The following is a 12,044-nucleotide window of genomic DNA, read 5'->3' on the forward strand; positions in this document are numbered from 1 at the left end:
CGATGATTCAGGACGTCACCCTCGAAACGCGTAGTCCCCGACGGAAACCGGGGGAGTTCGAGCTCTCGCTGGACCCCCGTGTCACCGATCCCGCCTCGTTCAAGGTCAGCTTCCTCATCCTGCTGGACGGCGATCTCGTGATGTCGCCGGAGCACCTCGGCGTCGCCTACATGGCCAGCGTGCTGCGGCACGTCGGCTTCACCGCCGAGATCCGGGAGGTGGAGCACGGCGACGAGCACCATGCGGCGGCCGTCGCCCATCTGCGGGAGTACCGGCCGGACCTGGTGTGCTTCACTCTGATGAGCCTCAACGTGACCAGCTGCGTCAGCCTGTGCCGGCAGCTGCGCGAGGCGCTGCCGGACACCCCGATCGCCTGCGGCGGCCCGGCCGGTACGTTCGCGGGCCAGGACGTGCTGCGCAACAACCCGTACGCGGACATCGTCGCCGTCGGCGAGGGCGAGCCCACGATCCTCGACCTCGCCCAGCGGCTCTACCTCAAGGAGCCGCTGACCGACTGCCCCGGCATCTGCTACCGGGACGAGGAGGGCGGCATCCACCAGAACCCGGCCCGGCCCCTCATCCACGACCTGGAGGTGCTGCCGTTCCCGGCCCGGGACCAGCTCAGCCAGCACGGCGACAAACTGGAGTACGTACGGGTCAGCACCAGCCGCGGTTGCGTCGCCAACTGCGCCTTCTGCTCGGCGCCCCATCTGAAGAACCGGGTGCAGGCCGGCAAGGCGTGGCGCGGACGCGGACCCGAGCAGATCGTCGAAGAGGTCGCGCAGATCGTCGAGCGGCACAACTTCCGTACCTTCGACTTCGTGGACTCCACCTTCGAGGACCCCGACGGCGGCCGGGTCGGCAAGAAGCGGGTCGCCGCCATTGCCCAGGGCATCCTCGACCGCGGGCTGGACATCTACTACAACGTCTGCATGCGGGCCGAGAACTGGCACGACACCCCCGAGGACCACGCGCTGCTCGACCTGCTCACCGCCTCCGGCCTGGAGAAGGTGAACGTCGGCATCGAGGCGGGCACCGCCGAGGAACTCCTGCTGTGGGAGAAGCGCGCCACGGTCGAGGACAACGTCACCATCATCCGGATGCTGCGCGAGCACGGCATCTACCTGGCGATGGGCTTCATCCCGTTCCATCCGTACGCGACCGTCGACACCCTGACGGCCAACGCCCGGTTCCTGCGGGACAACGCCGGGCACAACCTGCGCCGGATGACGGAACGGCTGGAGATCTACCCGGGTACGGCGATCGTGAGCCGCCTCCAGTCCGACGACCTGCTCGACCACAGCTACCACGACAGCCTCGACCCGTACGGCTACTCCTTCGCGGACGAGAAGGTCGGGCTGCTGGCCAGGCATTTCGCGCGGCTCTACAACAACGAGGACTACCACCGGCGCGGAGTCATCACCGAGCAGTCCGCGGTGTTCGAGTTCGAGACCTACAACGTGGTCCTGCAGACCTTCATCTCCCGGCTGCAGCGTCGCTTCCGCACGCTGCCCGGCGTCGAGGAGGTGATGGAGGAGTTCAAGGAGCAGGTGCACGCCATCCGCCAGGAGATGGGGCAGTTCAACTACGCCTTCTTCATGGCGAACCTCGAAGCGGTGCTGAACGACTCGCTGGACGCCGACAAGCAGGAGCGCCAGGTCGTGGAGGTCGAACAGTACTTCCGTGACCGGCTCGACCAACTGCGCTCGGGACAGCTGCGCGTGGGCAAGCGGCTCACCCGGCTCGGGGCGCGGGTGACCGAGATCAGCTCCACGCTGCCACCGGTGCGTCCGGGCGGCCTGCCGCGCACGTACACCGGCGAGGGCACCGGTGCCACGTGGTGAAGGGGCCCAGCAGGGCGAGGTCGCGGTCTGCAGCCTGAGCAGCCGGGAGCTGGTGGAGCCCCTCTCCGCGCTGCCGGGCGTGTCACTGGCCGGCACGCTGATGACGGCCAACCTCGGGATCGAGGAGCTGCTGCGCACCCTCGCGCGCCGGCCCGCGGTCCGGGGGCTGGTCGTCTGCGGCCGTGACTCGCCGCGCTTCCTCGCCGGACAGAGCCTGCTGGCCCTCTTCCGGGACGGGGTCGACCTCGAGCGCCGCAGCATCATCGGGGCGGCGGGCTATCTGCCACTGCTGCGTTCCGTCCCCCTGCACGAGGTGGAGCGGCTGCGCGCCCGGGTGGAGGTCGTGGACGCCCGCGGGGAGTGCGATCCGCTGGTGGTCGGCGAGATCGTGCAGAAGCTGCGGGCCCGCCTGCGCGCCGCTCCGCGGCCGGTTCCGGACGGCCGGACGGCTCCGGGAGACGGCCCGTGCGGCCCGGTGCCGGGCTTCCGCCGGCTGCGGACCGGCGGCAGGCGCGTGGGGCTCAGCCAGGTGCTGGACGGGTTCGTGGTGATCAGCCTGGACCGGCGGGCCCGGCGGATCGTCCTGCGGCACTACGACAACGACCTGACGCCCCGACACGAGATGACCGGTGTCCGGGCGGAGTCCATGCTGCTGGGGCTGCTGCGCGCCGGGGTGATCACCGACCCGGCCCATGCCGGCTACCTCGGCAGCGAACTGACCAAGGCCGAGACCGCACTGCGCCTCGGTCTTCCCTACGTCCAGGACCTGCCGCTGCGCGCACCGGGCCGCCCCGGGAACGCCATGCTGCCGGTGTACGAGCGCGAGGAGCCCCAGCCGTGACCGACGCATCGCCCGACCTGCCGAGCATGACGGAGTTCCTGACCGCTGTCGTGACGGGACTCGGGCTGGAGGGTACCGACCTCGCCCCGGACGTCCCGCTGGGCACCCAGGTCTCCGTGGAGTCCGTCCGCATGATCGAACTGGCCATCCTCCTGGAGGAGGAACTCGGCCTGGACCTCCCGCCCGACCTGGACCTGCGCAAGTGCAGCCCCCAGGAGCTCTACGGGGTCCTGACGGGATGACAGCCGAAACACCCGGCCCGTGAGCGGCGCGGCTTCCGCCGGGTGCCTCGCGGCGCCCGGCGGAGCGCTCACGCCGGCCAGATACGCAGTTCCTCCTTGATGAGCCGGGCCGTGACCGGCAGGCCCCGGCCCGGGGTCCAGGCGTCCGGGCCGAGGAGGCGGGCGGTGAAGCCGTCCGCGGACAGCCGGTGCCAGGCGCCCACGGCACCCGGGTCGGTCAGCAGCAGGGTGACCGGACACGGCAGCGGGTCGCCGGGGAGCGCCGTCGCGTCCTGGGGACCATGGGCCGGCCCCGGGCAGAACAGCAGCCGGGCCGGTGGTGTTCCCGCCGCCCGCACCGCCCGCACCACGGCGGCTGGGAGGGTGGCACACCCGGGGCCCCCGTCCGCTACGGCGAGCAGCGCCCAGGGCAGACCCTCGGCCGTCCCGGACGTGGGCGGCAACGGCTCCTGGGGGGCGGCCCACAGCACCGCGGTCTCCGGCCGCAGTGCCTCCCGCAGCGCCGGCCCGAGGACGCCCGCCGGGTCCAGTACCACCAGCCGCAGCACCGGATCCGGGCCCGGTGCCTGGAGGAACCGGCCGACGTCCATGGCCGCCGTGCTCATTCGAGACCGTCCGCGAGTCCGAGGGCGAAGTAGTTCTCGAAGCCCAGCAGCCGCCGCATCCGGGCGTCGCTGCGCTCGACGACCTCCGGCCTCAGCCCGGCGAAGAAGTTCTGCTGCTGCCGGACATAGCCGCGGCAGTAGTAGTTCAGGATGCCGTGCCGGGGCCGGTCGGTGACGTTCGCGCCGGTCTGGTGCCACAGCCGTCCGTCGAAGATCATGACGCTGCCGGCCGGGGCGCAGACGGGGATCGTCTTCACGTCCCCCTCGCCGCGGTCGTAGTCCGGCTGCCGGCCGAGCCGATGACTGCCCGGGACCAGCCGCGTGGCGCCGTTGTCCTCGGTGAAGTCGTCCAGCATCCACATGCTGTTGGCGACGAGCGCGTACGGCGGCCAGGGCGGCCGCGCGAACGTCTGGTCCGCGTGGACGTGCATGGCGGCGCCGCCGGGGCCCGCGATGTTCGCATGGGTGCTGGACAGCAGGAAGTTGAAGCCCAGCACCTCCTCCATAAGATCCAGAACGAGGGGTTCGCGAACGCTGCGCTCGAATTCCTCCCCCTTGTTGAGCAGACTGAACACCCGCTGGTTTCCGCCGTCGTAGAGAAAGGCGCTGCCGTCTTCCCGTTCCTTTTTCGCGACGTCGAGGAGGCGTTTCCTGAGTTGTTTGAACTCCCGCTCGGAAATCGGGCACTCAAGGAGGCAGTAGCCGTATTCCTGAAGATCCTCCACAGCCTTCAGCTTATTGGTCGTCAGGGTGGCAGACATACGACCGAATTTAGCAGGAGGCCGGGGTTCGCGAAAGAGACGGAAGCGGATTTCAGGACAGCAGGACCTCGGCGAGCCGGTCCACCTGCGTGAGCCGTGCCGCGGTCGGATGGAAGATCACCTCGTCGAATCCCGCGGCGGCCAGCCGGTCCACCTGTTCGCGAATGCCTTCCGGTGTGCACGGGGTTTTCGCGACAAAGGACTCGGCCTCGTCCCCGAGCACCCCGAAATACTGCCGGACGAACGCGGCGGCCTCCTCGGCCACGTCCCCGCCGAGCCAGAACCGGGACAGCGCGACGAGCCGGGGCCGCCCGGTGCGGCCCGCACGGTCCCAGGCGGCGCGGACCTTCTCGGCCCAGGGCGCCACCCGCTCCGGCTCCAGACCGGGCGCGGTCCAGCCATCGGCCCAGCGCACCGTCCGCCGTACGGCGGCCCGGCTCACGCCGCCGACCAGCAGCGGCGGTACCGGGCCCGGCAGGTCACCGGTGTCGCCCTTCGCCCGGAGCCGGGCCAGTTCGGCGAGCTGGGCGTCGAAGACCGCGGCCCGGCTCGCGAAGTCCCGCCCGGCCGCCTGGAAGTCGTCGGCGCGCACCCCGGGCCCGAGGCCGAGCGTGACCCGGTCCCCGGCGAGGGAGGCGACGGTGGCGGCCTCCTTGGCGAGCACCGCGGCGGTGGTCAGCGGGGCCACGAGAATGTTGGTGGACAGCGCGATGCGCGAGGTGACGGCGGCCGCCGCGGCCAGCACGGCGAGCGGCTCGTGGCCGGGATAGCACAGCCGGTGGGTCGCGGCGGCGGACGAGAAGCCGCACTCCTCGGCCCGCACCGCCCACCGGGTCTGCAACGCCCCGGAGGCGCCGGGGACCGTGTTGGGGAACGCGATGCCGATCTTCATGGGGTGCTCCACGGACGGGACACGGCAGGCGGCCGGTCGGAACCGAGCAGGTGGTAGGGGGTCGGGGAGAGGCCGGGCGGTCCGTCGGTGCTGTCGACGACGACCTGGCGGCGGCGGTACGCGTCGAGTTCGTTGGTCACCCGGTCCCAGGCGGTCCCGGCCGGGCCGCTCCCCTCAGGGGGAAGATCGAGGTCGACCAGCCGGTAGTCGTTCACCCACACCCGTTCGGCGTGCAGGGCCTCGGCGACCGTGCGCGCGTGCCCGGCGTCCGCCGACCAGACGCCGGCGCTCAGCCCGTACCTGGAGGCGTTGGCGACACGGACGGCGTCGGCGTCGTCGCGGGCCCGCAGGACGGCCAGCACCGGGCCGAAGATCTCCTCCTGGGCGACGGCGTCCCCGGGCGACACGTCCGCGAGCACGGTCGGCAGGAAGTAGGCGCCCGGGTCGAGCCCTTCGGGCAGTTCCCCGGGCTCGGGCATCCGGCCCCCGCACACCAGCCGCGCGCCCTCCGCGAGACCGCGCTCGGTGAAGTGCCGGGCGGTGCGGGCCTGGTTACGGGAGACGAGCGGCCCCAGGTCGGTGTCCGGGTCGAGCGGGTTGCCGAGGCGCAGGGCCCCGGCCCGTTCCCGAACCCGGTCGACGAACTCGTCGTACACGTCGGTGTGCACCACGGCCCGGGAACCGGCCATGCACACCTGCCCGTTGTGCAGGAAGATGCTCCAGGCCACGCCGGCGGCCGCCCGGTCGAGGTCGGCGTCGGCGAGCACCACGTTCGGGGACTTTCCGCCGAGGTCCAGCCGGGTGTTCACGCCGGTGGCGGCGGCCCCGCTGCGCACGCTCTCTCCCACGGCGTCCGAGCCGGTGAACGCCACCAGGTCGACGCCGGGGGCCCGGACGAGGCTGTCCCCGGTGGTGCCGCCGGGGCCGGTGACCATGTTGACGACGCCGGGGGGCAGGCCGCACTCGTGCATCAGCCGGACCAGTTCCAGGGCGGTGAGCGAGGTGAACGACGCCGGTTTGACCACGCAGGTGTTGCCCGCCGCGATGGCCGGGGCGATGCGCCAGGCCGCCAGCAGCAGCGGCAGGTTCCAGGGCACGATCGCGGCGACCACGCCGAGCGGCTGCCAGCGCAGGTAGTGCGGCGACCGGTCCCCGGCGGTGCCGGGCCGGCCGAGCCGTGCGGGCAGCCGCTCGGCCCACCAGGCGCTCCAGGAGAACGCGGCGCGCGCTCCGGGGACGTCGGCGCCGAGGGCCTTGCGCAGGGTGGTTCCGTTGTCGCGGACCTCCAGCTCGGCGAGACGGCCGGACTCCGCGGAGAGCCGCTCGGCGACCCGGCGAAGCACCGCGGCGCGTTCGCCGGGCGTCATCCGGGGCCAGGGACCCTGGTCGAAGGCGCGGCGGGCCGCCGCCACCGCCGTCTCGACGTCCTGCGGGCCGCAGCGCGGCACGTCGGCGAGGTGGCGGCGGGTGGCCGGCTCGAACGTGCGGAAGGTCGTGCCGTCCTGGGCCGGGGCCGGACCGCCGTCCACGTACCTCGGGAAGTGCTCTGCCATCTGCCTCCTCCTCGTCGGGCTGGTCCCACTCGTCCGGTGCGGTCAGGGTGCCGCCAGGTCGCACCGCCGGCCCCGCCCGGCGGTCGGTCCGCTCTCCAGCAGTTCGCCGACGGTCACCTGGCGGACCGTCAGTGGGCCGGGACGCGTGCCACGCGCCTGGCCCCCCGCGCCACGGTGGGGGGGGGCAACACCGCACAGCCCCCACACCCCCCACCGCCGCCGGCCCGGCCCCCGCACGGCCGCCGGGCCCGGACGCGCCGGCTGGACGGAGGCCCGCATGCCCTCCCGCAGCCGACCGCCCCAGGCCTTGACGCAGGCCTCCTTGCGCACCCACAGCCGGAAGAACAGGTCCCAGGCCTCGTGCCCGGACAGGGCCGCGACGGCGGCGGCCTCGTCGGCGGGGAAGTACCGGGCGGCGATCCGCGCGGCGGCGACCTGCCGTACCCGTTCGACGTCGGTGCCGACCGGTCCGCCCCAGGTCACCGCCAGCAGGGTCAGGCCCGCCGTGTGCGAGAGGTTGAAGGCCAGGCCCGAGCCCCGCCCGGCGCCGGCCACCTCGGGCTTGCCGTTGTCCTGCCGGGTGAACCGCAGGTCCTCGGGTGCCTCGCCCGTCAGGGTGCCCAGGCACCGGCGCAGCACGGCCCGGCTGAGGGCGAACGCGTGCTGGTCCGTCCGGGACCTCAGCCGGGCCATGCGCTCCCGGTCGGCCGCGGGCAGCAGCAGCCGCGCGGCGCGCACCACCCGGTCCGGGGCCCGGGTGGAGACGCACCACAGCAGCACGGGCACGGCCTGCGGGCTCACGGCGCCGTGTCGAGCCGTACGGGGAGGGCCGCGACCCCGAGCGGCAGCAGCTGGGAGGTGTGCGCCACCTCGTCGGGCGCCACCGCCAGCCCGATGCGGGGGTGGGCGGCGAGCAACCTGCCGATTCCGGCGTTGTGTTGGACCATGACCAGGTCGGTGGCAGGGCACCGGTGGGGTCCGGCGCCGAAGGCGAGGGTGGGCGTCTGCGGCCGCTCGACGTCGAGTTCGCCGGGCCGGTCGACCACGCGCGGGTCCCGGCAGGCGGCCGAGACCAGGGGCAGTACCGCGGCGCCGGCCGGGATGCGCACCCCGGAGAGCTCGACGTCCTCGGTGGCCATCCGCAGCAAGCCGTCGTTGCTGGACGGGTAGAACCGCAGCAGCTCGGCCACGGCGCCCGGGATCAGCTCCGGCCGCCGCACCAGCCGGTCCCGGACGCCGGGGTCGGCCAGCACGCCGTACAGATGGCGGGCGAGCAGGTCGCGCACCCCGATGAAGCCGGAGATGACCAGCCCGTGGAGCAGGAGCACCCGCTCCTCGTCGGTGAGTTTCCCGCCCTCGGCGTCCGGGTCGTCCAGCCCCAGCAGGACTCCGGCGATGTCGTCGCCGTCACGCGCCCGGCGCTCCTGAAGGAGGCTGTCGAACGCCTTCGCCAGCCGGGTCCGGCAGGCCTCCTGCTCCGGTCCGTCGGCGCCACCGGACATCAGCAGGGTCTCGACGTCGCCGGTGATCTCCCGCCACCCGTCGCCGTCGAACCCCAGCAGCTCGCAGACGACCCGGCCGGCGAACGGTGCGGTGTAGGAGTCCACCAGGTCGACGGGCTCCGGGACGTCCCCGAGGGACGCGGCCAGATGCGCGGCGATCTCCTCGATGCGGCCCCGCCACCGGGCCGTGCGCTCGGCGGAGAAGGCCGCGGCGACCGGGGTGCGGAAGACGGTGTGCCGGGGCGGGTCGAGGTCCACGATCCCGGTGCCCTGGCCCCGCCCGAGGCCGGTGCCCGGCAGGGCCGCGGCCCGGGCCCGGCTGAACACCGGGCCGGTCAGGACGGCTCGCACGTCGGCGTCCCGGGTGACGAGCCAGATGGCGCTGCCGTCGGCGAGCCGGACCCGGGAGACCGGCTCCTCGGCGAGCAGCCGTGCGTACTGCGGTGGAACGGTGCCGCCGGGGCCCGCGGGATAGGGGAACACCTCGCCCACGGTGGCGCTCACCGGGCCGCCCCCAGCGGATAGGCGGGTGTGGCGCGCCGTACCGACGGCTCCACCGGCTCGAAGGGGAAGTCCTGGGCGAGCACCTGGTTGTCCAGCTGGTGTTCCACCACGATGGTGCCGGCGCCGTAGTCCTCCGCGATCTGCTCGACGTCCTCCGCCGTGACCAGCCCGTCCGGCCGGCCCAGCAGCTCGGCCACGCCCCGGGCGGGCGCGAGCAGTTCGAGGGCGAATCCGCGAGCCAGGTGCTGGCGGTGGGTGTGCGCGGCGACGATGAGGAAGTCGGGGTCGTTGTCGCAGACGAAGTGGCAGATGGCGCGGGCCTGAAGGAAGCGGCGGGGCCGCTCGGTGTAGCGCCGGCTGGAGACCAGCACCGGTCCCCGGGCGCCCTCGCGGCGGCCGAAGGCGACCAGGCCCCGGTCGACGTACGGCGTCTGCTCGGTGACGTAGGTGAGCAACGCATCCGTCTCGAACCGCTCGGTGTCCGGCACCCCCGCCCAGGCGCGGACCCGGCGGGCGAGTTCGTAGCCGAGGTGCCAGGCGTTGTCGAGGCGGCCCGGGGCGAAGAAGGTCTCGCGGACGTCTGCGCACACCTCACGGAGTTCGGCGACGGCCGGATCGGCCGGGCGGCCGGCCGGCGCCGTCCCCGCGACCTCACGGGCGCGTTCGAGCCAGGCGAGCTGGTCCGTGACGCGCTCGGGGCGCACGCCGTTGAGGAAGTCGAAGGCGTGCGGCTCGGGCAGCTCCCGCACCACCCGCCGGATGGCGTCGGCGTGGGGTCCGGCCTCCGTGTAGGGGTCCAGACCGAGCCGGGCCGCGGCGCGGCAGAAGGCGGCCTCGTCCTCACCGGTGCCGCGCAGCGCGGTCCATTCCCGCTGGAGCGGGGTGTCGTCGACGCCCCGCTCGGTCAGCCGGGTGACGACGGCGTCCACGAAGCCGCGCAGGGTCTCGGCGAGTGCCTCGGAACCGACGACGAGGTTGCCGCGGGCGAGATAGCGGGGACCGGGCCGGGGGTCGGGACCGCCGTCCGGCATCCACACGATCCGGGTCTGCCGTCCCTCGGGCACGAACAGCACGTCAGGCCAGCGGAATCCGTCGCAGGCGGCCCGCATGACGTGCCGCCGCGACCGCTGCCACCAGGAGCCGCGCTGGTCGCCGACGCCGTTCTTGTAGGCGAAGCGGAGCTGGGAGATCTGGGTGCCGGGGCGGGCGTCGGCCGTCAGCGACCACCAGTTGAAGGCGATCCACTCGGCCAGGGGGTACAGCGAGCCGGTCGTGTACGGCCGCACCGTGCCCGTCGCCGGGTCCTCCACGGTGGTCAGCGGGGTGTGGGTGCCGATGCTCATCTCCACATCGGCCCAGGTCACGGCCCTCTCGTCACGGACGTCCGTGGGCGGGTCCTGCCATTTCCAGACGAGCGAGAACTCGGGAAGCGTGCTCATGCGAGTCCCTCCGGCCATTCGCTCGGGTGCAGGGTGTAGCCGGTGTAGCGGCCCGGATCCGCGCCGGCCAGCCGGAACTCCTGGACGACGTCGTCGGTGCGGTACCAGGCGTACCGTGGGAAGTCGCGCTCCCAGGGGCCGCCCAGCGCCCCCTCGGTGAGCGCGGCGCGCAGCAGTTCCTCCTGGGTGCGGCCGGCCGGTACCGCCGAGGGCAGGGTGTCGGCCGAGCGTGGCTCCCACGCCTCATAGGCCGCCCGGCGGGCCAGCGCCTCCCGGTCGACTCCGGCCGGGGGTTCGGTCACGGTCCGGCGCCGTTCGCGCCGCCGTTCGGGTGGTCGTATGTCGCGCATGCGCGGACCTCCAGGGGAAGGGGACGAAACGGACGGGAGGACGGACGGCCGACCGTAGGCTCGTCGGATGTTCAGGCGGAGGTGCCCAGCGGGCGGCCCGGCCAGTCGGCCGGGACCGGGCGGCCGTGGAGGGTGGCCAGGGTGGCCGGGATGTCGACCGGGGCGGCGGGGGTGTCGTCGGTGTGCGCGGGGACGAAGCCGGGGCCGAGCCCGGCCCAGTAGGACTCCCTGCGGTGCCAGCCGCTCTGCCAGGTCCGGTGGACATGGCCGGCCCACTGCGGGTCGCCGAGCGGGAGGTAGCGCCAGTCGGCGGGTTCCAGGATCAGGTCGGGCGCCCCCGCGGTCGCCGTTCCGCGGTACACCTCCTCGCGGGTGTGCACGGCGGCGAAGTACGGCCGCCCGGTGCGGGGGTTGACCGTGTCCAGCAGCAGGCCGCGCACCTCGTCGCGGACCTGCTCGTACTCGCCCTGGCCGACCGTGCCGTGTTTGTACCGGTCGCGGACGTTGATGTTGATGCCGTGGGTGCCCTGGACGGCCTCGAAGGCGCGGGTGCCGGACCAGTCGATGCGGCCTTCCGCGCCGGTGGCGAGGAGACCGGCCTCGGCCAGGTGGTCGTTGATCGAGCAGTAGGCGCGCAGCGGTCCGAAGCCGATCTCGGAGAAGGCCAGCACGTCGGTGTGGTCGCCGGCGGCGGCGAGGGCGTCCTGGATCACCTGGTCGCACGTCCGGTACGCGGCGAACACCGCGCTGTCCCGCTCGTGTTCGGGACCGAGTTCCAGCTCCTGCCAGTAGATGTGCGACGTGCGGTCGATGCTGGTCAGGTTGACGATGACGACGTCGGACTCGGGCAACAGCGCGAGGGCGGCCCTGCCGCGCTGTCGGTCGGCCTCCAGCAGCTGGGGCAGCAGGTGCTCGCGTGGCTGGCCGGTCCAGAAGATGGAGACGTCGTGCACGGGCCGGATGCCCTGCTTCGCCAGCCGGCGCTGCAGCTCGCGCGGGTGGCAGGCGTGCAGGGTGGCGTACATCGGATAGCTGATCAGCGCGCCGTCCATCGGCTCGACGGGATGGGTGCCGAAGACGCCGATACTGGCGAACCTGAGCCCGGCGAACGCCTGGTGGTGCCAGAGCAGTGGGTGGCGGCGGTCCTTGGAGCCGAGGACCTGCGGGGAGTACTCGGGGTCGTGGCAGGTCCAGTACGAGAAGAAGCCGTGGTCGGCGGCCCGCCTGCCGGTGAGCACGCTGAGCAGGCCGGGAGGTTCGTAGGGGGTGCCTTCGGCGGAGAGGGGGCCGTGCGCGCCCTCGCGGCGCAGCCGGGCGAAGCCGGGAAGAGCACCCGCCTCGCACCAGCGGTCCAGCAGGGCGGGGGCCGCGCCCTCCGTGATGATCACTATCGTTCGATGCTGCTTCGTCACCCAGCACTCCCTCGTCCAGACGTACAGGGGGTCGCCGCTTGCGGAGTGGGAACGGTCATGAGCTGCGCTTCGGGCACCCGGCGGGGCCAAGGGACGGGT

Annotated in this window: 12 protein-coding genes; 3 read left to right on the plus strand and 9 right to left on the minus strand. The window is 73.3% G+C overall.

What is annotated here, in order from left to right; translation table 11 throughout:
- Positions 1-2 precede the first annotated feature (2 nt).
- Genes ABTY20_RS14155 through ABTY20_RS14165 form a run of 3 tightly spaced genes read left to right on the plus strand, consistent with a single transcriptional unit; the run spans position 3 to position 2,927 of the window.
- Positions 3-1,844, plus strand: coding sequence for a B12-binding domain-containing radical SAM protein (locus ABTY20_RS14155; RefSeq protein WP_351997264.1), 1,842 nt, complete (start codon positions 3-5; stop codon positions 1,842-1,844).
- Positions 1,831-2,685, plus strand: coding sequence for a DUF4346 domain-containing protein (locus ABTY20_RS14160; protein ID WP_351997265.1), 855 nt, complete (start codon positions 1,831-1,833; stop codon positions 2,683-2,685). Before ABTY20_RS14155 ends, ABTY20_RS14160 begins: the two co-directional genes overlap by 14 nt.
- Positions 2,682-2,927 (plus strand): phosphopantetheine-binding protein, encoded by a 246-nt coding sequence (locus tag ABTY20_RS14165; protein WP_351997266.1) that lies wholly within the window; start codon positions 2,682-2,684, stop codon positions 2,925-2,927. Before ABTY20_RS14160 ends, ABTY20_RS14165 begins: the two co-directional genes overlap by 4 nt.
- 68 nt (positions 2,928-2,995) lie before the next feature.
- Here the strand turns inward: ABTY20_RS14165 and ABTY20_RS14170 are convergent, their stop codons facing one another.
- The 9 genes from ABTY20_RS14170 to ABTY20_RS14210 form a co-directional block, all read right to left on the minus strand.
- Positions 2,996-3,532: a hypothetical protein gene (locus ABTY20_RS14170; protein WP_351997267.1), complete on the minus strand. Its 537-nt coding sequence runs from the start codon at positions 3,530-3,532 to the stop codon at positions 2,996-2,998.
- Complete coding sequence (locus ABTY20_RS14175) at positions 3,529-4,293, minus strand: phytanoyl-CoA dioxygenase family protein (protein ID WP_351997268.1); 765 nt, start codon at positions 4,291-4,293, stop codon at positions 3,529-3,531. Before ABTY20_RS14175 ends, ABTY20_RS14170 begins: the two co-directional genes overlap by 4 nt.
- A gap of 52 nt (positions 4,294-4,345) precedes the next feature.
- Positions 4,346-5,185, minus strand: a complete 840-nt coding sequence (locus tag ABTY20_RS14180) for an LLM class flavin-dependent oxidoreductase (protein WP_351997269.1) — start codon at positions 5,183-5,185, stop codon at positions 4,346-4,348.
- Positions 5,182-6,738: an aldehyde dehydrogenase family protein gene (locus tag ABTY20_RS14185; protein WP_351997270.1), complete on the minus strand. Its 1,557-nt coding sequence runs from the start codon at positions 6,736-6,738 to the stop codon at positions 5,182-5,184. Before ABTY20_RS14185 ends, ABTY20_RS14180 begins: the two co-directional genes overlap by 4 nt.
- A gap of 42 nt (positions 6,739-6,780) precedes the next feature.
- Positions 6,781-7,539: a 4'-phosphopantetheinyl transferase family protein gene (locus ABTY20_RS14190; RefSeq protein ID WP_351997271.1), complete on the minus strand. Its 759-nt coding sequence runs from the start codon at positions 7,537-7,539 to the stop codon at positions 6,781-6,783.
- On the minus strand, positions 7,536-8,744 hold the full coding sequence (locus ABTY20_RS14195; RefSeq protein ID WP_351997272.1) for a cytochrome P450: 1,209 nt from the start codon (positions 8,742-8,744) through the stop codon (positions 7,536-7,538). Before ABTY20_RS14195 ends, ABTY20_RS14190 begins: the two co-directional genes overlap by 4 nt.
- The gene (locus ABTY20_RS14200; protein WP_351997273.1) at positions 8,741-10,183 is read right to left on the minus strand and encodes a hypothetical protein; all 1,443 of its coding nucleotides are present in this window, start codon (positions 10,181-10,183) and stop codon (positions 8,741-8,743) included. Before ABTY20_RS14200 ends, ABTY20_RS14195 begins: the two co-directional genes overlap by 4 nt.
- Positions 10,180-10,533: a hypothetical protein gene (locus ABTY20_RS14205; protein WP_351997274.1), complete on the minus strand. Its 354-nt coding sequence runs from the start codon at positions 10,531-10,533 to the stop codon at positions 10,180-10,182. The genes ABTY20_RS14200 and ABTY20_RS14205 overlap by 4 nt, the downstream gene beginning before the upstream one ends.
- Before the next feature lie 71 nt (positions 10,534-10,604).
- Entirely contained in the window at positions 10,605-11,945 is a 1,341-nt protein-coding gene (locus tag ABTY20_RS14210) for an alkaline phosphatase family protein (RefSeq protein WP_351997275.1), read from the minus strand.
- Between the last annotated feature and the right edge of the window lie 99 nt (positions 11,946-12,044).

The sequence above is a fragment of the Streptomyces sp. NPDC126497 genome (genome assembly GCF_040302425.1).
Classification (GTDB): domain Bacteria; phylum Actinomycetota; class Actinomycetes; order Streptomycetales; family Streptomycetaceae; genus Streptomyces.